Source organism: Blautia sp. MCC283 (genome assembly GCF_018785565.1).
Classification (GTDB): domain Bacteria; phylum Bacillota; class Clostridia; order Lachnospirales; family Lachnospiraceae; genus Blautia_A.
In genome coordinates this window covers 86,106-107,775 of record NZ_WQQB01000016.1, presented here as the reverse complement: position 1 = coordinate 107,775, position 21,670 = coordinate 86,106, and the positions used below count along the sequence as shown (strand labels likewise).

The window sequence follows — 21,670 nt, the reverse complement described above, 5'->3', positions numbered from 1 at the left end:
CATTATGACGCTTATGGCGAAAAATGCAATAAAATTTATAGTTTTTTTAGAAATTAGTTGGAACAAATTTTTTTAGACTTTGCTGTGGGGTGTCGATCAGAATGTGAATGCCAGTCGCATTGGAGGTTTTGTCCGGAAGGGATGTATGGTATAGTTTAATCAAATCAAGTAAGTCCCCTGCTTAAATTGCGAAAAGTAATAAGCAGTGGGTGGGGACTTGCTTGTATCAGGAGGAGTGAAAGCTCCTCCTGATAAACTGCGGAGCAGTTATTTGGTGTAGAGCTACGTAGCGAAGCGGATTGCGAATATCCGCTTGACTCAGCGAAAAAAATATTGTCGAGAGACATTCTTAAAAGACTGAGGAGAGTGAATGGATATGAAACCTGAAAAACTGATCGAAGTACTTTCCGTTGCAGAGAGATTAAAAGATGCGGTGCGTCATTGCTACACATCCGGTGGAAGGCGGGAGAGTGTTGCGGAGCATTCCTGGAGAATTACACTGATGGCTTATTTTGTCAGCGATGAGTTTCCGGATGCGGATCTTCTGAAAATTATGAAAATGTGTCTGATCCATGACCTGGGGGAAGCTTTTACCGGGGATATCCCAGCTTTTGAAAAAACGGATAAAGATTCGGAAAAAGAAGCGGATGTACTGGGCGAGTGGGTAAAAACCCTTCCGGAGCCATTTGATAAAGAGATGGCAGAACTATATCAGGAAATGGAAGCACAGCAGACTCTGGAATCCAGGATTTACAAAGCTCTGGACAAGCTGGAAGCTCTGATCCAGCACAATGAATCCGATATTAAAACCTGGATCCCGCTGGAATATGATCTGCAGATGACTTACGGAGATGAGCAGGTGAAATTCTCAGATTATCTGACAGAGCTTCGTGATCAGGTACGCGAGGACAGTGTGCGGAAGATTGAATGCAACAGAAAAGAGGGAACCATATAATCTGGCTCCCTCTTTTAAAAATCTTTATTTTATGATTTTATGCGGATTTCTTATTTACCGAAGTATCTCTTAAGCAGACCGGCGAATGCTTTTCCGTGTCTAGCTTCGTCTTTAGCCATTTCATAAGTCACTTCGCTTCGCTCGTGACTTCAAAACCTCTGTATTATAAAGGATTTCTTATCTTTTATAAGAAACACAGGTGTCTCCAAAAGTAAAAGAAAAATCCTAAAAAATGTGTCCCCAGAACACAGGAAAGGGCGACAAAAATGACAAAAACACAGGATTTAGGAATATCTCAATTACCAAACGGAAACTGGTGCTATCGTTTCACAAAAACAGTAGATGGGAAAAGAGTAAACCGCAAAGGCTCAAAAGATGAAGCGGGAAACCCTTTGAAAACAAAGCGGGCAGCAGCACAGGCAAAAGCGATTGCAGAAATGCGTTTTGAAGCAAGTCTGAACCAGAAGCCAGAACACCGCATGACTTTTGGAGAGGTTTACATGGAATATTGCGAACAGGGGCGCAGCGGAAAAGCATATTCCACGATAAAGAAACAAAACAGCTTATGGAAAAATCATCTTGAAGAAAAATTTGGTTCGCGCTATGTTGACAGCATTTCTGTTGCGGAAGTAAATGACTATCTTTCTTTTCTGTATTACAACGAGGGACGCGCTTATAAGTATGTAGAGGGTTTTTTGAAAATGTTCTATCTGATATTCGGACAGGCGTATTCTCGCAATTATTTAGATGTAGATGTATATAACAAATTATGCGTAAACAAAGATGTTCGGATTCGTATGCCGAAAATGAAGATTGATGAAGATACCGAAATTGTAGCATTCAGCAAAGAAGAAACAGAACGCCTTGACACTTATTTTCAAGGCACAAATGCAGAAACCGCTTATCTGTTGGGAAAGTGCTGCGGCTTGCGTATCAATGAGTGTTACGGCTTAAAATGGGAAAATGTTGATATTGAGAACGGCAGAATAACTATAGACCGACAAATGCAGTATCAAGATGGCTTGATTAAACTTGTACCGCTGAAAACGCGCAACGCGCGGCGTGTAATCTATATGAGCCAGAAGCTAAAAGACTATTTTGTAAGACTTGCGGCAGAAACAAAAGCGCATGAGGTTGATTTAAAGGCGCAGCGGGCGCAAAATTGCACTTATATTTATGATGTTGACGGTAACAAAATTTCATCTTTAGAATTAGTAAACAGTTTATCGAACGGAAAAATACAGACTGTAAATTCTATGAAATATCACAGCCGAACAATCAAAACAGCATTAAAAATAGACTTTAAATATCACTATCTGCGCCATACATACGGCACGCGTCTTGCAGAGTTAAATACACCTACACACATTCTTTGTAATCAGATGGGACACGCAAGCGGAAAAGTCACAGAGCGTTATTATCTTGCAGTTTCAAAGTCTGGAATTGATATTCTTGTAAGAAATTTAAACGCTATATAAAATAAGCGTGTGACGCATGAAACGGCTATTTACGGCACGCGGCAGCAGCAGACGGATATTTTATCTATACAAAAGAAAAGCGGGACGCGCAAGGCTTCCCGCTTATTTTAAAGCTATTAGAAATCAAATACTCCACCCTCATTTATCTCATATTTACGCACAGGATAAGGACACTGTAAATCATCATGCAAAAGATGATACATATTATCCAGAAGTACAAGCATTTCCCCGCATACTTCTCTATCTTGCATTTGTAAGCCCATATTATCCCAAACAAGTTGTAAAGTTCCTAACATTTCTTTTTCTGTCATAGTGAGTTCTCCCCTTTAAAAATTGAATTGCATCGGCGTAGGAGAAACTTGTTTCTCCACGCCGCTAATATTTATAGTATCTGTTTTATTTATATTTATTTCTATATCCTTTCCCGCTTCGTTATTTACGGTTTGCGGCGTTCCATAAGCGTCAGCCGTAAAGTCTAAGCCGTCAATCGTTTCTATTGGCTCTGTATGCGTGACGCGTTGTGGTATTTCATAGAAATCATAGATATTGCTTTCCTTGCGCTGCACAAGATACCCTTTATCTACCAGTTTTACAAATTGGTCGCGATAGGTGGACACAGGCATTCCTATTGCCTGCCTTATGGCAGCAGGTGAGAGCGCAAGCTCAAAATTATTAGCATTAGACGCAAGGTATAAATAAAGCATGAGCGCGTGTGCGCCTAAGTCGCGCGCCGCAGCTTGCCAGTTCGCGTTTTGTATTCCTAAGAAATCATTTAAAAGCAGGTTTCTATGAATGAATACGGTACGCTGATTAGGTACTGTATAAGGCATATATAAACCTCTTTTCTATTGGAATGGCAGGGCGGTAGAACCGCCCGCCAGTGTGTTCTTATTTACGTTCTAAACTGTCTATTTTGTCGTTTAGTCCATCTATTTTGTTAAATATCTCTTGCGTGTCAACTGTTGTATTTAAACGTGATAAAACTTTTTCGGTTACTTCGTGGACAATTTGTTCATGCTCTAATTGTTTATAAAGTTGCTGATTCATCATTTCCTTTTGGAATGTATATGATAAATTTACATCTCCTGCTTTTCTCAGAAATTCAGCAAATTGATAAGTAAATCCATTGTCATCAAACATACGGTATCCCCCTTTCTTTTAGATTTAAGAAATTTCTTTTTCTTATGAACATATTATAACAAAATTTTTTATTTGAATAAAATAAAGGGCGTTTTAACTTGGCAGGAGAATACAATAAACCTGCTGCCACCCCCGCCCCTATTTCGGGAAAAATATTATTTTTACGCGTGGCGCGGTTTATGCGTGGACAATTTCGACACGAAATCACTTTTTTATTTACCGTTATCGTTGAAATAAGGATTATTATAGCTTAATTAGCTGAAATAGAGCAGAATATGTTGTTTTAAGTATTATTTCATTAAAATAAGACTATATTTCAATAAAATAAGATAAAACAAAGTGCATTAAGCTAAAATAGGATAATTTCAACACAGAAAAAATAATAATCAAACAGACTATTGACAGAATGTATATATATATATAATTAAAAGTACAAATTTTGTGAAAATTAAACAAAATCTTACATCTTTTAATTCTAAGGAGGAAATAAAAATGCGTGTGACTATTGACCTTGACAGAGACATTATCATCATTCCAGACAATTTTTTCAAAAGAATTGCTGAGGAAAATGAAAAGTTGCAGAAATACGGCGCAGAGCCTGTAAAACCTATTGACCGTATCAAACAGTCCTATGAAAAAGCTATGGAAGATACCGACAATCGTTTATTAACACAGAGCAATGCAAAGACTTCTACACGTAGCAAAAAAGCTATGACCCCAGAAGAAGCGAGGAAAGTGTTAGAAGCAGAAGCGGCAAAAGAAACAAAGGAAACTAAATAATGGCGACACGGGTAACTCAGGTCGAAAAAGATTTAATGTGGAAGCTTTACCAAAAAAGTGGCAGTTTCAAAGAGGTTGCAAGAATTATGGGGCGTAGTTGCGGAACAGTTTCACGCTATGTTCACGAACGGGAAGCCGCTGTAAACGCAGTGCGCGTTGTAATCGACGCACAGAATACATAAAATAAGTTAACCACTGTAAAAATACTAAAAAAGGAAAGTACTTTTAATATTATTACATATCTTTAAAGAAATTGTGTGAAAGGGAAAAAGTAGAAATTTATGAAAAAGATATTTACGTTTTTAACAATATTTACATTAGCCATCAGTATGCTTACTGCATGTGGTTCTAATGAAAAAGAAATTAAAGAAGCATTACGCGGAACATGGGGTTACGACGTATATGCTACTGCGCTTGGTGAAAAATGTCATCAAATTTATAAATTTAGTAATGATGACACTGTTGAAGCTGCCTGGATTAATGATGATGCTTCCTCAAAAAACTCATTCCATATGGGTACATATAAAATTGAAAAAGATAAAATTGTGATTACATATCCTGATAGGGAAGATACCACTATTGAATATTCTTATAATAATGGTAATCTTAAATTATTCGATAAGGGTGATGGCAGTCTTGATAACGAACTGCATAAAGATTAATAAAGAGCGGGGCGCGTGCCCTGCTCTTTATTATATCTGTTCGTAAGAGTACACCTTTACAAACACGCAAAATAGCGTGTATTTTTATGTTCGAGAAAGTTATTTTTATATTTACAAACATATTCGCAAAATATATTGACATTTACGAACACTTTTGATATAATACGAACATAAGGAAATGGGAGGGCGCAAACATGAACAGCCGCACATACTATTATGCAAGAGTATCAAGTAAAGAGCAGAACCTTGACCGTCAGATAGCAGCTTTCAAGGCTCTTGGAGCAGATGAAAGAGATATTATCACAGATAAGGAAAGCGGAAAGGATTTAGACAGAAAAGGTTATCAAGCATTAAAAAATGCCATGCTGCGCCGCGGCGATACACTTGTTGTAAAATCCCTTGACAGATTGAGCAGAAACAAAAGCGACATTCACAACGAATTGCAGTATTTCAAAGACAACGGCATTCGTTTGAAAGTGATTGACTTGCCAACTACTATGATGGACTTACCAGAGGGGCAAGAGTGGGTTTTTGAGATGGTAAACAATATTCTGATTGAAGTATTAGGAACAATCGCAGAACAAGAACGCACAACAATCAAACAGCGTCAAGCAGAGGGGATTGCAGCAGCCAAACAGAACGGAAAACGTCTTGGACGTCCCGCACTCACATTTCCCGAAAACTGGAATGAAGTCTATTCCTCTTGGAAAGCGGGAGAGATTACTGCAAAGACCGCAATGGAACAGACAAATACCAAAAGAACAAGCTTTTATAAACTTGTAAACATGACTGAAAACAATTAAATTTCGTGACACATTTTTAAAGGACACATTTTCTTACTTTTGGACTTTTCAAAAGGCAGTGGGACACGCAAGGGACACTTTTACAGCCTGTAAATATGACAGAGAATAACTAAAATGCGGGACACATTTTTTAAAGACACATTTTCTTGCATTTAGGATTTTCAAAAAGGCAGCAGGACACGCAAAGGACACAGGAAATATAAAAAATCAGCAGAAGCAGCAAAAAAAGAGGAAACCACTTTCGTGATTCCCTCTTGTAAAAAGACTTATTTTATGCGAGGTTGTGTTAGAAATTATTCTCCGAAGTATCTCTTAAGAAGACCTGCGAATGCTTTTCCGTGTCTAGCTTCGTCCTTAGCCATCTCATGTACTGTGTCATGGATTGCGTCAAGGTTAGCAGCTTTCGCACGTTTAGCAAGGTCAAATTTACCAGCTGTAGCGCCGTTCTCAGCCTCTACACGCATCTGAAGGTTCTTCTCTGTGCTGTCTGTTACAACTTCACCAAGGAGCTCTGCGAATTTAGCTGCATGCTCTGCTTCCTCGTAAGCTGCTTTCTCATAGTAGAGACCTACTTCCGGATATCCTTCTCTGTGAGCAACTCTTGCCATTGCAAGATACATACCAACCTCAGAGCACTCACCCTCGAAGTTTGCTCTTAAGTCTGCAAGAATGTCTTCGCTGACACCCTTAGCTACGCCTACAACATGCTCAGCTGCCCATGTGAGCTCGCCTTCCTGTTTCTGGAATTTGGAAGCTGGTGCTTTACATACTGGACAGGCTTCCGGTGCCTGCTCGCCTTCATAAACATAACCGCATACTGTACATACCCATTTAGCCATAGTGATAATCTCCTTTTCTTATTGAAATTTATTGTTTAGTTGTGTTTCTTCTTAATTAATAATAGTAATTATTACTGTTTTATAGTAACATGTGATCTTTATTTTGTCAAGACTGTTTTTCTTCTTTTTTAAGGCATTCCTTGCAGATTCCATAGAAGCTTGCATCTACGTCAAAAACCTTGCCATGGACAAATTCTGCGGCTGCCTGCTCCAAAATTCCATTGAGACTGTCTGACTGCATATCGATCACCCGGTTGCACTTCGTACACATGAAATGTGAGTGCGGTGCGACGCGTCCATCATAGCGGTCCGCGCTTCCGAAATTGGTCAGCTTCCGGATCTCGCCGATGTCACTGAGAAGAGAAAGATTACGGTAGACAGTTCCGAGACTGATATTCGGATAAATCTGCCGAAGATTCTCGTATACTGTATCTGCCGTTGGATGATCTGTTCTGGATCTCAGAAATTCCTTGATCGATTCTCTCTGACGGCTGTATTTAAGTGCTGCCATAATATTTCCTCCATATCAGTAATAGTAATTATTACTGATATTATAATATACGACAGGACTTATTTTGTCAAGAGTTTTTGCGATAAAATTCTATACTAATTTTCTATTATATATTTGTGTATATTTGCTTTACATGGTCAGATGAAGTAAGGATATTTTTATTTGTCTGCTCTGATCGGAAATAAAAAAAGTATCTGTCAGACTGTTTTATCAGGTATATTTTGCCCATAATGATGGGATTTTATCAGTAAAAAATTCTTATTGAAAATTTTTAAAAAATAAGTTGACAGAGACTAACTTTAGTAGTATATTTACAATAGTTAGAGAAATCTAACTAAAGCGTAAAGGAGAATGCAAATGACTTGTGAAAAATTTGAATCTGTCATAGGTTATCATTGTTCCCCTGTTTTAATGGGAATGAAACCGGCGAATCTTGTTTCTTTTTCCAAAGAGAGGATGCCGGAGCTGCCGGAGATCATTTCGGATTATAAGGAGGGTCTTGAACGGGAGGGTATCCGTATGGAGATCATCTGTGGATGCAGGAAGCATTATCTACTTCTGGTGTACCGGCCGGATATGCTGCAGGAATATCTGGCGCAGGATGAGGCCAGGAATCTTTTGCTTCAGGATGGCTATAATATAGATGGTTCTCTGGATGAGATGATTGTCCGTTTGAAGGAGAGATTTTTTCATAAGACGGAGTTTCCTCATGAGATCGGGCTTTTTCTGGGGTATCCTATTGAGGATGTGAAGGGCTTTCGGAAGTTCGGGGGCAGTGGCTGCAAGATGTGTGGTTACTGGAAGGTTTATGATAACGTGGAGCAGGCTCGCAGGGTTTTTGACAGTTATGATAAGTGCCGGGAGTTTACTGCGGCACAGATCCGTGCGGGGTATTCGATTTTGCAGGTTGTTGGTATGAAGCATCTCTGTACATCTCAGATGTGCGTATAATATAAAGTTTAAAACAGGAGGTTTTTGAGATGAGCAAGGTAGGAATTATTTACTGGTCTTCTACAGGTAACACAGAGGCTATGGCGCAGGCTGTTGAGGAAGGTGCCAAGGCTGCTGGTGCAGATGTTGAGATTATGGAAGTGGCTGATGCTGATGTGGATAAAGCGCTTTCTTTTGATGTTCTGGCTCTTGGTTGTCCGGCTATGGGGGATGAGGAGCTTGAGGATGGTGAGTTTGAGCCGTTTTTCTCTGATCTTGAGGGTAAACTGTCTGGTAAGAAGGTTGCGCTGTTTGGTTCCTATGACTGGGGCGATGGTGAATGGATGAGAACCTGGTGCGACAGAGCTAAGGATGCTGGGGCTGAGCTTGTTGAGGATGAGGGGCTTATCTGCAATAATACTCCTGATGATGAGGGATTGGCTGCCTGCCGTGAGCTTGGTGGCAAGCTGGCTTAAGATGTGATTAATTGAATATAGAGCTGAGCATTGGATTTTGGGAGTCGCCTGGATTGTTTGTCTGGGCGGCTTTTTTCTTTGATAATAAGGTACGGACGCCTTGCCAGCTGGTGTTTCAAGACGGAGAGTATGAGGCGGCTGCTCGGGAGGTTGGATTAGGGTGTGAGGTTGAGTGGTTTCCCGGAGGTTGGATGAGCCGTCAGCGCTTCGCTGGACGGCTGGGAGGAAAGGCTGAGTTTCCTTGTGGTCTGACGGGAGGTGGTGGGGGCCGAGGCGCTTCGCTGTCGGCTTAGAGGTATTGGGTGTTTTGCTGTTGGCTTAGAGGTATTGGGTGTTTCGTTGTCGGCTTGATGGGCGTTGGGAGTTTGTTGCTTTGAGGAAATATAGAAGAAATGAATATTTAAACGTGGGGAACTTGGTTGCTTTTGATATTTAGCTGTCCTAAAATAGATGGGGATGAAATAGTTGTACAGGGAGGTGTGCCGGATGACGAGGGATGAGGCGGAGCAGTATTTGTATTATGCGATGACGATTGGGGAGCAGCTTCTTTGCTGTGGTGCTGAAGTTGGGCGTGTTGAGGATACGATCCGTCGTATCTGCCTGGCTTATGGTGCTTCCCGGGCGGATGTTTTTTCCATTACTTCCAGTATTGTGACGACGATTTATGGTGAGGATTTCGGGATTTGTACGCAGACGCGGCGGGTGCCGGGGATGGCGAATGATCTGGGGAGGCTGGATGATCTGAATCAGCTTTCCAGATTTATCTGTGAGTTTCGACCGAAGCCGGAGGAGATTCAGAGGCGGCTGGATGTGATCCGGAATAAAAAGGGATATTCTTTTCGGACGCAGATTTTGATCTATGCGGTGATCTCCGGGTCGTTTTCTGTTTTTTTTGGCGGGGATCTTAATGATATGATCGCTTCGGCGTTGATCGGTATTGCGTTGAAGTTGTTTGAGGCTTTTGTGAAAAGGGGGGCGCTGAATTCGCTGCTTACGGTGCTTTTGTGTTGTGGAGCGGGTGGTGTCCTTTCCAATCTTACTGTGCTGATCGGGCTGGGGCATCATGCGGATCTGATCAGTATTGGTAATATTATGTTGCTGATTCCGGGTATTGCGTTTACTAATTCGCTGCGTGATATGTTTTCCGGGGATACGATCACGGGTTTGATCCGGTGTATGGAGTCGATTTTGCTGGCGCTGGTTGTGGGGCTTGGTTTTACAGCGGCGAATCTGTTGTTCTGAGGGGGTTCAGGCAGAAATGTGATCATGGCGAAGAACGGTAACAGAGACAACGGTGTGTCCATGAATATGGAGGAAAAATATGAGAGAGATCATACAGCTGATTGTATCCTTTACAGGGTCGCTTGGTTTTGCGGCGTTGTTTAATATACATGGTAAAAAATTGTGGTTTGCGGCTCTGGGGGGCTGTTTGTCCTGGGCGGTTTATCTGGCGGTGGAGTTTGTGACTCCCAGTCCATATGTCTGTGGTTTCTGGTCAACGGTGGCGATTACTTTGTATGCGGAGTGTATGGCGAGGGTTCACAAGACGCCGGTTACGGTTTTTCTGGTTTCTGCTACGATTCCGTTGATTCCGGGGGCGGCATTGTATCGTACTATGAACTGGATGATGATGAAGGACTGGGCGAATTTTCAGAAGGACGGGATTTATACGATCCTTTTTGCGGCGAGCATGGCTGCAGGTATGACGTTGACGACCATTGCTTTTCGGATGGTTTGGCGGTGGATGTACAGGCAGAGACGGATGTGAGTGTATGAAACGCATGATAAGGTGGAATTTGGATGGCGATATCTATCTGATCTGGATGTAGATGTGGAATGATAGTTAATGACACATGGCAGGAATGAAAACTGCTGTGTGTTTTTTTTATGCCGAATGTGTAGTATGAATATTTGATTAACTTATAAGAGATTATTTGGGAATGTTCCAGGGATATGGAACTGGCTTCCGGACAGGATCAACTTACGTCGGAAGGGATTTACACTGTTGAAAAAAATAGACAAATTCTTGCAGAAACAATCAGCAGTAGTGCCAAATCTGCCGGAAATGCCTGGTTTGGCTTTGCTTTATTTGGGGATGTAGGGTAGAATTGTGATATAGAGTGTGAACGTAAGTTATGAAGTGTTTGCGTTCATATACATGTAGCAGAGCGGAATGTGAATGTCCGCTTTATTGGACAAAAGACAGGAGGATGGGGAATGAAATTGAAACAGGTTCTGGCAGTTATGCTGTCATCTGTGATGGTCTTGTCTGCGGCTCCGACAGAGGTTTTTGCTTTTGATGATCCGGGATTTCTGACGGACAGTTCCGGAGGGACAGCAGATGAAGGATCAGAACAACTGGAGGCTGGAAATGCCAGTGCGGCATCTGCAGAAGCAGATGGGAATTTTGACGAAGGTGCGGCGCAAGAGGATATTGCAGAGAGGACATCTGATGTAAGTATGGCGCAGGGTGATACTGCGGATGCAGCGTCTGGTGGGAATGCAGTGCAGGGAGATATCTCAGAGGCGGCATCTGATGGAAATGCAGAACAGAATAATATTGCGGATGTAGCTCCTGATGGAAGCTCAGGACAGAATGATATCTCAGATGAGATATCCAATGAAGAAGAACTTCAGCAGGATATGCAGGGAGGTGACTCTCTGGAAAAAGAGGAAACGGATGCAGCTGCGATTGATGTGTTTTCGGATGGGGAGAGTGCAGATTCTGTAGATACGCAGACTGCGAAGAGTGTTACGGCCAGTGGAGCTGTAAATGATAATGTTACATGGACTTTATATGAGGACGGAGAGCTGGTAATTTCAGGAAATGGTCTGGTACCTCCATATTATAGTGAAACATCGGTACCATGGAACAGTTACAAGAGCCAGATAACAAGTCTGACAGTGGAAGATGGAATTACATATATTGGCGATTATGCTTTTTTCGGATGTGGCATTCTTGAAAACGTTACAATTGCAGACAGCGTTGTAGAAGTTGGAAGAAAACTGTTTGAGGAATGTACAAGTCTGGAGCATGTAACATTATCGAAAAATCTTAAAGCAATTCCGGAATGCATGTTTACAAAATGTGTGAGTCTTACCAGCATTGATCTGCCGGACAGTATTATAACAATTGGGGAGCAGGCTTTTGCATATTGTACGAAACTGTAGAGCGTTAAAATCCCGGATAAAGTTGCGACAATGGACTGGGGCGTTTTCTGGGAATGCAGCGGTCTGACAAGTGTAACACTTCCAGAGGGACTGGCAAGTATTGGAAATGGTGAGTTTGAGAATTGCGAAAATCTTACAGAAGTTGTGTTGCCGGAAAGTCTGTCAAGTATGGGGACAAACGTTTTTTACGGATGCAAAAAACTTACGAAAGTAAATATTCCTGAAAAAATATATACAATTCCAGGCTATACATTTGAGGACTGTATCAGTCTGGAAAGTGTTAATATTCCGAATACAGTAACGAGAATCGGAGAAAGAGCATTTTGGGGCTGTAAAAAAATATCAGAACTTGTTCTTCCGGAAAACATTACCAATATAGAACAATATACATTTTATGGCTGCATCAGCCTGAGATCTGTTAATATTCCGAATAATGTAAGGAATATTGACCAGTATGCTTTTTATCAATGTCAGTCTCTGGAAGAAATAACAATACCAGATAAAGTAAAAAGTATTGGAACAGAAGCGTTTGGTAATTGCAGCAGTTTGTCGGAGGTTGTACTGTCAGCTGAAGTTACGGATATACCGGTAGGGTTATTTGATGGTTGTACAAATCTTCAGAAAGTTACGTTGTCAGACAGCATAGAGAATATTGGAAATGGTGCATTTTCCCACTGTAGCAGTCTTCAGTCCATTAATATTCCGGACAATGTAAAAACGATCGGAGACAATGTATTTGGTAATTGCAGCAGTCTTCAGTCCATTAATATTCCAGGCAGTGTAAAAAGTATTGGTGCAGAAGCTTTTGATGGGTGCGTAGCGCTGGAAACTGCGACAATTTCGGACGGTGTAGAGAGCCTTGGAGATATGGCATTTTATTATTGTGAAGAACTGAAAGAAATTGTGCTGCCAGACAGCATTAAAAATATTGGGGAAAAAATATTCGGTCAGTGCCATAAACTCAGAAAAGTAACATTATCAAAAAACATTTCCGGTATTACAGAGGGCATGTTTATGGGATGCCATCACCTTGAAGAAGTTACAATACCGGAAGGAATTACAAGTATAGGAAAAGACAGTTTTTCGGAAGCTGGAAACAGTATTCTTCTTATACCGAATACTGTAACAAGTATCAGTAAAGAGGCTCTTAATTCCAGCTGGGGTCTTTCAGTTATCAGATTTACCGGTTCAAAAGAAGAATGGGATAAGCTTGGTTTAACGAGCAGCAATATTCACAACGCAACTGTTTATTATAATTACGATCCAAACCATGAACATTCTTATGAACCACATGTCATAGAAGCAAGCACATGTACAGAAAAAGGCCTCCAGAAGATGGTATGCAGTCTTTGCGGAGATTCCTATAAAGAGGAAATTCCGGCTGCCGGACATAAAGAGGTTATTGACGAGGCAGTAGCACCGACCTGTGAAGAAAGTGGAAAGACAGAAGGAAGTCACTGTTCTGTATGTAATGAGATCCTGAAAGAACAGGAAGAAGTTCCACCTGCCGGACACACAGTGGTAAAAGACGAAGCGATAGAGGCGACCTGTGAAGAAAATGGAAAGACTGAAGGAAGTCATTGTTCTGTATGTGGAAAAATCCTTCAGGAACAGCTGGAACTTTTCCCGGCGCTGGGACATGACTGGGAAGAGAGTGAAGTCACTCCTGCAACCTGTACAGAGAAAGGTGAGAAAAAATACACCTGTAAAAGATGCCAGAAAACAAAAACCGAAGAAATTCCGGCAACAGGCCATACGAAAGTCATTGACGAAGCAGTAGCACCAACTTGTGAAAAACCGGGAAAAACCGAAGGAAGCCATTGTTCCGGATGTGGTGAGGTTTATCAGAAACAGGAAGAAATTCCGGCAACCGGACACAGTTGGGACGAAGGAAAAATAACCAAATATCCTACGGCAACAGAAGCAGGAGAAAGGACATATACCTGTAAATCCTGCGGATCTACCAGAACAGAGGCAATTGACAAAGATAACAGTGTCCGTGCATCAGGCTATAATGGCTCGATCAGCTGGATTCTGTATAAAGACGGGAAACTGGTATTTAAAGGCGATGGAGCAATATTGAATCAAAGTGATACTCTGGAGCCATGGAACAGTTATAAAAATTACATATTTGAAGTAAGTGTAGAAGATGGGATCACGGAGATAGGAGAATCTGCTTTTTCAGGATGGAATAATATTGAAAAAGTTACAATTTCTACAAATGTTACAGATATTGGTTCAAATGCATTTTATAGCTGCATAAGTCTTGAAGAAATAAGTTTGCCGGAAGGACTTAAAAGTATTTCCAGCCAGGCGTTCCGGAATTGCAGTAACCTTATAGAGGTTATATTTCCTGAAAGCCTTACAAAAATTGGAGAAAGAACTTTTGCAGAATGCAGTAAACTAAAAAAAGCGGAACTTCCGGAGGGAATCAGTGAAATTCAGGAAGGTACTTTTGACGGATGCCGGAACTTAAAGCGTGTAACGCTTCCGGATAATGTAAAGTACATAAGAAGGCAAGCGTTTTATGGCTGTGAAAATCTTGTTGAACTGACACTGCCAAAAGATCTGAAGGAACTTGGAGCAGAGACTTTTGGGGATTGCAAAAAAATCACTTCGATCACAATTCCGGAAGGTGTTACAACTCTTCCAGAATATCTGTTTAATACCTGCGAAAGTCTTAAAACTGTTACAATCCCTGAAACAGTAACAGAGATTGATCAGAGAGCATTTCAGAACTGCAGCAGCCTGACAGGTATTGAATTACCAAGCGGTATTATCAATATAAAGGAAGGGACATTTTTCAGCTGTGCGGCGTTAAAAGAAATTGTGATACCGGAAAATGTAAGAAATATTGGAGATAATGCGTTTAGCGGCTGTTATTCACTGGAAAAAGTAACATTTCCATCTGTGCTGAAAAATATTGGAAGTGGAGCATTTGCTTCCTGTGGCAGCTTAAAAAAAATTGCAGTTCCAGACAGAGTCGGCAGCATTGGAAGCAGTGCATTTTCCGGTTGTTTCAATCTTGAAACTGTGAAACTTTCAAAGAATCTAACGGAGATCAGTGATAGTACATTTGAGTATTGCTACAATATCAGAAGAATTGAAATACCGGAAAGCGTAACTGATATCAACCAGAAAGCGTTTTGTTCTTGCGAGAATTTGAGCATTATCACGATCCCGAATACGGTAACAGAAATTGCAAACACAGCTTTTTCAGAGCGCATTGGCCTTTCCGTGATTCGATACACTGGCTCAAAGGCAGAATGGGATAAATATGGTTTAACAGAAGATGATATTAACCATGCAACGGTGTACTATAATTATGATCCGAACCACGACCATTCTTATGAAGAAACGATCATACATCCGGCATCCTGCACAGAAACCGGCCTGAAAAAGATGATCTGCAGTCTTTGCGGAGAGTTTTATGAAGAAGAGATTCCGCTTCAGGAACATAATGTGGTGATTGATGAAGGTGTAGCAGCGACCTGTGAAACAGCAGGAAAAACCGAGGGAAGCCATTGCTCTGTCTGTGGTACTGTGCTCAAAGCCCAGGAAGAAATTCCGGCTACCGGACATACGATAGTTGAAGATGCATATGTAGCACCGACCTGCGAGACGCCGGGAAAAACCGAAGGAAGCCATTGTTCTGAATGTGGATTTGTTTTTCAGACGCAGCAGGAAATTCCTCCGACAGGACATAGCTGGACAGAAAAAGAAATTACAAAAGAAGCAACCTGTACCGAAGATGGCGAGCGTACACTGATCTGTATGAACTGTGGAAACACCATGACAGAAAGTATTTCCGCTTTAGGCCATGAGAAAGTAAAGGATGAAGCCATAGACCCGACCTGTGAAACACCTGGAAAGACCGAGGGAAGCCACTGCTCCAGATGCGATTTCGTATTCCAGGCACAGGAAGAGATCCCGGCTCGTGGACATGCCGAGGTAACAGATGAAAGAATAGAAGCGACCTGCGAAACAGCAGGAAAAACCGAAGGAACCCACTGCGAGATCTGTGGAAAGATCTTAAAAGAACAGGAAGAGATTCCAGCAACTGGTCACACAGAAGTAGAATTGGTAACCAGGGCAGCAACCTGTGAAGAATCAGGAAACGCAATGGTATACTGCAGCACCTGCCATAAGATTCTTACTGATAAAAAGGAAATCCCGGCAACAGGCCATACCGAGGTAGCAGATAAGGCCGTAGAGCCAACCTGTACCGAAGATGGAAAAACAGAAGGAAAACACTGTTCTGTCTGCGGAAAGATCCTTGAGTTCCAGAAAGTGATCCCTGCAACCGGCCATGACTGGAAAGAGGGAGAAATCCTTCGAGATCCAACCTGCACAGAGGAAGGCGAGAAGGGTTACACCTGTACAAAATGCCAGGGAACCAAAACAGAAAAAATCCCTGCCCTGGGTCATACAGAGGTGATCGATGAAGCTATAGCACCGACCTGTGAGGAAGCAGGAAAAACAGCAGGAATCCGCTGTTCTGTATGCAACGAAATTATAAAAGCGCAGGAAGAAGTTCCGGCAACCGGTCATAAAGAAGTAATCGACGAGGCCGTAGACCCGACTTGTGAGAAAACAGGAAAAACAGAGGGAAGCCACTGTAAGACCTGCGAGAAAGTTTTAAAGGCCCAGAAAGAGATTCCGGTACTGGGTCATAAAGAAGCTGAGATCATAACAAAAGAAGCGACCTGCGAAGAGGCAGGAAACATTCTTGTATATTGCAGCACCTGCGAGAAAGTTTTAAATTATCACAAAAAGATTCCGGCAACCGGCCACAGAAAAGTAGCCGATGCAGAGATCGCACCAACCTGTGAATCCATGGGATGGACAGGCGGAAGCTACTGTTCTGTATGCCAGAAAGTCCTGGAACCACGAAAGGGAATTCCACGTCTTGCTCATACAGAAGTAGAAGTAGTAACCAAAGTAGCGACCTGTGAAGAACCGGGAAATGCCCTGGTATACTGCAGCAGCTGTAAGAGAATCCTGACGGATGAAAAAGAAATTCCGGCAACCGGCCATACGATCGTGGACGATAAAGCAGAAGATGCAACCTGTGAGAAACCAGGAAAAACAGCAGGAAGCCATTGTTCTGTCTGCGGTAAAGTGTTTGAATCCCAGGAGGAGATTGAGGCATCTCCACATACAGAAGTCGAAGTAGTAACCAAAGCCGCAACCTGTACAGAGCCAGGAAATGCGATGGTATTTTGCAGCACCTGTCATAAGATCCTGACCGATAAGAAAGAAATTCCGGCGACAGGCCATGATCCGATAACGGTTGATCCTGTAGTACCAACCTGTACCGAAGATGGAAAAACTGAGGGAATCCATTGCTCCGTCTGCGGTGAAGTATTAGAAGAGCAGAAAATAATCCCGGCAACCGGTCATAACTGGGAAGCAGGAGAAACCGTCAAAGAAGCAACCTGTACCGAAGAAGGTGAGCAGAGCTACACCTGTACAAACTGCAAAGAAACAAAAACAGAAAAACTTCCGATGATCGAGCATCAGGAAGTGACCGATGAGGCAGTAGCAGCAACTTGCGAAGAACCAGGAAAAACCGAAGGAATCCACTGTTCAGTATGTGGTAAAATATTGAAGGAACAGGAAGAAATTCCAGCCATCGGACATAACTGGGAGGCAGGAGAAATCATTAAAGAGGCAACCTGCACTGAAGAAGGTGAGCAGAGCTACACCTGTACAAACTGCGAGAAAACCAGAACAGAAAAACTTCCGATGATCGAGCATCAGGAAGTAACCGATGAGGCAGTAGCAGCAACCTGTGAAGAATCAGGAAAGACGGAAGGAAGCCATTGCTCCGTCTGCGGTAAAGTACTGAGAACTCAGAAAGAAATACCGGCTCTTGGACATAAAGAAGTCATTGATAAGGCCATAGAAGCCACCTGTGAAACAGCAGGAAAAACTGAGGGAAGTCATTGTAAGATCTGCGATAAGATCCTGAAAGCCCAGAAGGAAATTCCGGCACAGGGACACAAAGAAGCGGAAATGGTAACAAAAGCAGCGACCTGTCAGGAACCGGGAAATGCCCTGGTATACTGCAGCACCTGCCACAAAATTCTGAACAGCCATAAAGAGCTTCCGGTAACATATCATAAAGCAGTGATCGATAAAGCCGTAGCTCCAACCTGCGAAGAATCCGGAAAGACCGAAGGCAGCCATTGCCAGACCTGCGGCAAAGTACTGAAAGAACAGGAAAAAATTGCGCCAACCGGACACACAGAAGAAGTAACCGATGAGGCAACAGCCGCCACCTGTGAAACACCAGGAAAAACGGAAGGAAGTCATTGTTCCGTCTGCGGCAAAATACTGAAAGAGCAGAAAGAAATTCCGGCTCTTGGCCATACAGAAACCATTGATCCGGCAGTAGCAGCGACCTGCGAGGAGTCAGGAAAAACGGCAGGAAGTCATTGTTTTATCTGCGGTAAAATACTGAAGGAACAGAAAGAAGTTCCGGCAACCGGTCATAAAGAAGCGGTTACAGATAAGGCAGTAGAGCCAACCTGTGAAACACCAGGAAAAACGGAAGGAAGCCATTGTACAGCCTGCGGAAAAACTCTGAAAGAGCAGCAGGAGATTCCGGCATTGGGTCATACAGAAACAATGCTTGTGATAAAAGCAGCTACCTGTGAAAAAGAAGGAATGGAAATTCCGTACTGCAGTGTCTGCAAAAAGATCCTTGGCGAGCAGAAAGAAATTCCTGCAATTGGTCACAGCTTTACAGCATGGACTACAAAAACAGCAGCAACAGTATTCAAACCGGAAGTTCAGACACGTATCTGCGATACCTGTCAGAAAACAGAGACCAGAGATTATGGAAAGAAATTAACACCATATATGAAAACTTCCGTAACTTCACTTCTCTTAAAGACAAAACAGAAAACGACAGTGCTGAAAGTTTCCGGCCTGAAAAGCGGTGACTCCATCGTTTCCTGGAAATCCAGTAATACAAAGGTTGTCACAGTATCCGGAAAAACGAATGGAACCAGCACAGTTACAGCCGGTGCATTGAAGGGAACTGCAACGATCACGATCACATTAAAGAGTGGTCTTAAGAAAACAGTGAAAGTTACTGTTCAGCCGACAACTGTAAAAACAACAAAAATCTCCGGAATCCCGGCAGGAGTAACTTTAAAGAAAGGCCAGAGCAGGGTATTACAGCCAGTTCTCGCTCCGGTAACAAGCCAGGAAAAAGTAACTTATACATCCAGCAAAACATCCGTAGCAGTTGTAGCTTCCAACGGCAAGATCACCGCAAAAGCAAAAGGAACTGCAGTGATCACCGTGAAATCCGGAACCAAAACTGTGAAATGTAAAGTAACCGTAAATTAATATTTCCCCGTTTACAAACCACTGGAAATGTGTTACGATTTTCCCATATGGAAAACTCGTGGAAGAAGAGAGTACATGTGTACACCACACTACAGGGAAATCCCCGGAGGACTTTTTTGAACGCATATTATGAAGCGATTGCGTTTATGGATATGTAGCAGAGTGAAATGTGAAGATTCATTTTGTGCAAGAGTTCCGAGACTGAGAGGGATGTGCAGGCGCAGATGGAAGATGGCTTCAGAGAGGCATTGCTGACCCGGTTTGAATGCGATAAGCGGAATGCGAATGTCCCGTTTAATGGACACCGGCAGGCAGTGACAGGATCGCCTGTTATAGCGGAAGGGTATAGAGTTTGCTGTACCTGATGAGGTTTTTGCCGCGAGGCAGGAACGAACAGAAGTGGTAACACGGGTAATAACTCGTCTTCTCATATCGCAAGTGGTATGAGAAGACGTTTTTTTATGTCACAGGAAATTACATTGTAATCTTCCAATGGCATCGACAGGATTTTTCCTGTTTTGGCTGAATATACTTTCAGTCAGTTATGAGTAAGCATACAATTATTTTTTATATTATGGAGGAAAGAAAAATGGAAAAGCAGAGATATTATATCAGCACTGCCATTGCGTACACATCCGGTAAACCGCATATCGGAAATACTTATGAGGTTGTTCTTGCAGATGCCATCGCACGTTTTAAGAGACAGCAGGGATATGACGTATATTTTCAGACAGGAACAGATGAGCATGGCCAGAAGATCGAGCTGAAGGCAGAAGAAGCAGGCGTTACACCGAAGGAATTCGTAGATAACGTGTCCGGTGAGATCAAACGGATCTGGGATCTGATGAACACTTCTTATGATAAATTTATCCGTACAACAGATAAAGATCATGAGGAGCAGGTGAAAAAGATCTTCAAAAAAATGTATGCAAAGGGAGATATCTACAAGGGACATTATGAAGGAATGTACTGTACACCTTGTGAATCCTTCTTCACAGAGTCTCAGCTTGTAGACGGTAAATGCCCGGACTGCGGACGTCCATGCGTACCGGCTAAAGAAGAGGCATATTTCTTCAAAATGAGCAAATATGCAGATAAACTTATTGACTATATCAACACACATCCGGATTTCATCCAGCCGGAGTCCCGTAAAAACGAGATGATGAACAACTTCCTTCTTCCGGGTCTTCAGGATCTCTGTGTATCCAGAACATCCTTTAAATGGGGAATTCCGGTAGATTTTGATCCGAAGCACGTTGTATATGTATGGCTGGATGCCCTGACAAACTATATCACAGGTATCGGCTATGACTGTGACGGAAACAGCAGCGAGAAATTCAACAAATACTGGCCTGCAGATCTTCACCTTATCGGTAAAGATATCATCCGTTTCCATACTATTTACTGGCCGATCTTCCTGATGTCTCTGGATCTTCCGCTTCCGAAACAGGTATTCGGACATCCGTGGCTTCTTCAGGGCGATGGAAAAATGAGTAAATCCAAAGGAAATGTAATTTACGCAGATGAGCTTGTTGAGTTCTTCGGTGTAGATGCTGTCCGTTATTTCGTACTCCACGAGATGCCGTTTGAGAATGATGGTGTCATCACATGGGAGCTGATGGTTGAGAGACTGAATTCCGATCTTGCAAATACACTTGGAAACCTTGTAAATCGTACAATCTCCATGTCCAATAAATATTTCAACGGAATCGTTGAGAACAAGAACGTTACTGAGCCGGTTGATGAGGATCTTAAGAATTTCATCCTTCAGGTTCCGAAGAACGTTTCCGCAAAAATGGACAAACTTCGTGTTGCAGATGCCATTACAGAGGTATTCTCCCTGTTCAAACGTTGCAACAAATATATCGATGAGACAATGCCGTGGGCACTTGCAAAGGATGAGACAAAACAGGATCGTCTTGCAACGGTTCTCTACAACCTGGTTGAGGGAATCTGCATCGGCGCATCTCTTCTGAAATCTTTTATGCCGCGTACAACAGAGCGCATTCTTGTACAGCTCAACGCAAACGAGAGAACTCTTGAGGATATGGAGCAGTTTGGTCTTTATCCGTCAGGAAACCGTGTAACTGACAAACCGGAGATCCTTTTTGCAAGACTTGACCTGAAAGAGGTTCTTGAGAAAGTTGAGAAACTTCATCCGAAGAAAGAAGAGAAAAAGGAAGAAGTAAAAGAGGAGAAAGAGGAAGCCAAAGATGTGATCGACATCGAGGCAAAACCGGAGATCACTTTTGATGATTTTGAAAAACTTCAGTTCCAGGTTGGTGAGATCATTGCCTGCGAGGAAGTTAAGAAATCCAGAAAACTTCTCTGCTCCCAGGTTAAGATCGGAAGCCAGGTTCGTCAGATCGTATCCGGAATCAAGGCTCACTATTCCGCAGAGGAAATGGTTGGCAAAAAAGTTATGGTTGTTACAAACCTGAAACCTGCCAAACTTGCAGGAATCCTCAGCGAGGGTATGATCCTCTGTGCAGAGGATGCAGATGGAAATCTTTCCCTGATGGTACCGGAGAAAGAGATGCCTGCAGGCGCTGAGATCTGTTAA

Annotated in this window: 17 protein-coding genes and 1 pseudogene; 12 read left to right on the top strand and 6 right to left on the bottom strand. The window is 42.4% G+C overall.

The genetic code is table 11. The annotated features are described in order from the left end of the window. Nucleotides 1-376 precede the first annotated feature (376 nt). Nucleotides 377-955, top strand: coding sequence for an HD domain-containing protein (locus tag GPK81_RS06040; RefSeq protein ID WP_118070919.1), 579 nt, complete (start codon nt 377-379; stop codon nt 953-955). 50 nt (nt 956-1,005) lie between these two features. On the opposite strand, the pseudogene GPK81_RS18525 reads toward GPK81_RS06040, so the two are convergent. Further along, nucleotides 1,006-1,089 (bottom strand): annotated as a pseudogene (locus GPK81_RS18525) (NADH peroxidase); the annotation flags it as partial. A gap of 132 nt (nt 1,090-1,221) precedes the next feature. Here GPK81_RS18525 and GPK81_RS06030 point away from each other — a divergent pair. After that, complete coding sequence (locus GPK81_RS06030; RefSeq protein WP_215706707.1) at nt 1,222-2,433, top strand: tyrosine-type recombinase/integrase; 1,212 nt, start codon at nt 1,222-1,224, stop codon at nt 2,431-2,433. A 116-nt stretch (nt 2,434-2,549) separates the two neighbouring features. On the opposite strand, the gene GPK81_RS06025 is transcribed toward GPK81_RS06030, so the two are convergent. From GPK81_RS06025 to GPK81_RS06015, 3 genes are read right to left on the bottom strand one after another with little or no spacing between them, the layout of a single operon-like run. Next, nucleotides 2,550-2,744: a hypothetical protein gene (locus GPK81_RS06025; protein ID WP_215706706.1), complete on the bottom strand. Its 195-nt coding sequence runs from the start codon at nt 2,742-2,744 to the stop codon at nt 2,550-2,552. 15 nt (nt 2,745-2,759) lie between these two features. Then, complete coding sequence (locus tag GPK81_RS06020) at nt 2,760-3,263, bottom strand: hypothetical protein (RefSeq protein ID WP_215706705.1); 504 nt, start codon at nt 3,261-3,263, stop codon at nt 2,760-2,762. Between the two features lie 58 nt (nt 3,264-3,321). Then, nucleotides 3,322-3,573, bottom strand: a complete 252-nt coding sequence (locus tag GPK81_RS06015; RefSeq protein ID WP_215706704.1) for a hypothetical protein — start codon at nt 3,571-3,573, stop codon at nt 3,322-3,324. 492 nt (nt 3,574-4,065) lie between these two features. On the opposite strand from GPK81_RS06015, the gene GPK81_RS06010 reads away from it, so the two are divergent. The 3 genes from GPK81_RS06010 (at nt 4,066) to GPK81_RS05995 (ending at nt 5,818) form a co-directional block, all read left to right on the top strand. Next, nucleotides 4,066-4,353, top strand: coding sequence for a hypothetical protein (locus GPK81_RS06010; protein WP_215706703.1), 288 nt, complete (start codon nt 4,066-4,068; stop codon nt 4,351-4,353). A 281-nt stretch (nt 4,354-4,634) separates the two neighbouring features. Then, the gene (locus GPK81_RS06000) at nt 4,635-5,015 is read left to right on the top strand and encodes a DUF5640 domain-containing protein (protein WP_215706701.1); all 381 of its coding nucleotides are present in this window, start codon (nt 4,635-4,637) and stop codon (nt 5,013-5,015) included. 194 nt (nt 5,016-5,209) lie between these two features. Continuing rightward, on the top strand, nt 5,210-5,818 hold the full coding sequence (locus tag GPK81_RS05995; RefSeq protein WP_118050044.1) for a recombinase family protein: 609 nt from the start codon (nt 5,210-5,212) through the stop codon (nt 5,816-5,818). A 293-nt stretch (nt 5,819-6,111) separates the two neighbouring features. On the opposite strand, the gene GPK81_RS05990 is transcribed toward GPK81_RS05995, so the two are convergent. Both GPK81_RS05990 and GPK81_RS05985 read right to left on the bottom strand, forming a co-directional pair. Next, nucleotides 6,112-6,657 (bottom strand): NADH peroxidase, encoded by a 546-nt coding sequence (locus tag GPK81_RS05990; RefSeq protein WP_215706700.1) that lies wholly within the window; start codon nt 6,655-6,657, stop codon nt 6,112-6,114. Between the two features lie 106 nt (nt 6,658-6,763). Beyond that, a complete protein-coding gene (locus GPK81_RS05985; protein ID WP_021975926.1) occupies nt 6,764-7,168 on the bottom strand; it encodes a Fur family transcriptional regulator in 405 nt (134 codons plus the stop codon). Nucleotides 7,169-7,525: 357 nt separating this feature from the next. Here GPK81_RS05985 and GPK81_RS05980 point away from each other — a divergent pair, with 357 nt between their 5' ends. The 7 genes from GPK81_RS05980 to metG all read left to right on the top strand — a co-directional run bounded on the left by GPK81_RS05980 (nt 7,526) and on the right by metG (nt 21,670). Next, nucleotides 7,526-8,119 (top strand): DUF3793 family protein, encoded by a 594-nt coding sequence (locus tag GPK81_RS05980; RefSeq protein WP_021975925.1) that lies wholly within the window; start codon nt 7,526-7,528, stop codon nt 8,117-8,119. Between the two features lie 29 nt (nt 8,120-8,148). After that, nucleotides 8,149-8,574: a flavodoxin gene (locus GPK81_RS05975; RefSeq protein WP_215706699.1), complete on the top strand. Its 426-nt coding sequence runs from the start codon at nt 8,149-8,151 to the stop codon at nt 8,572-8,574. Between the two features lie 486 nt (nt 8,575-9,060). Next, a complete protein-coding gene (locus tag GPK81_RS05970; protein WP_118062203.1) occupies nt 9,061-9,816 on the top strand; it encodes a threonine/serine exporter family protein in 756 nt (251 codons plus the stop codon). Nucleotides 9,817-9,895: 79 nt separating this feature from the next. Continuing rightward, entirely contained in the window at nt 9,896-10,342 is a 447-nt protein-coding gene (locus GPK81_RS05965; protein ID WP_021975922.1) for a threonine/serine exporter family protein, read from the top strand. A 449-nt stretch (nt 10,343-10,791) separates the two neighbouring features. Then, nucleotides 10,792-11,745 (top strand): leucine-rich repeat domain-containing protein, encoded by a 954-nt coding sequence (locus GPK81_RS05960; protein WP_215706698.1) that lies wholly within the window; start codon nt 10,792-10,794, stop codon nt 11,743-11,745. Between the two features lie 9 nt (nt 11,746-11,754). Beyond that, nucleotides 11,755-19,107 carry a leucine-rich repeat protein gene (locus GPK81_RS05955; RefSeq protein ID WP_330627583.1) on the top strand — a complete coding sequence of 2,451 codons (7,353 nt, stop codon included), beginning with the start codon at nt 11,755-11,757 and terminating at the stop codon, nt 19,105-19,107. Nucleotides 19,108-19,696: 589 nt separating this feature from the next. Further along, the gene (gene metG, locus GPK81_RS05950; protein ID WP_244096087.1) at nt 19,697-21,670 is read left to right on the top strand and encodes a methionine--tRNA ligase; all 1,974 of its coding nucleotides are present in this window, start codon (nt 19,697-19,699) and stop codon (nt 21,668-21,670) included.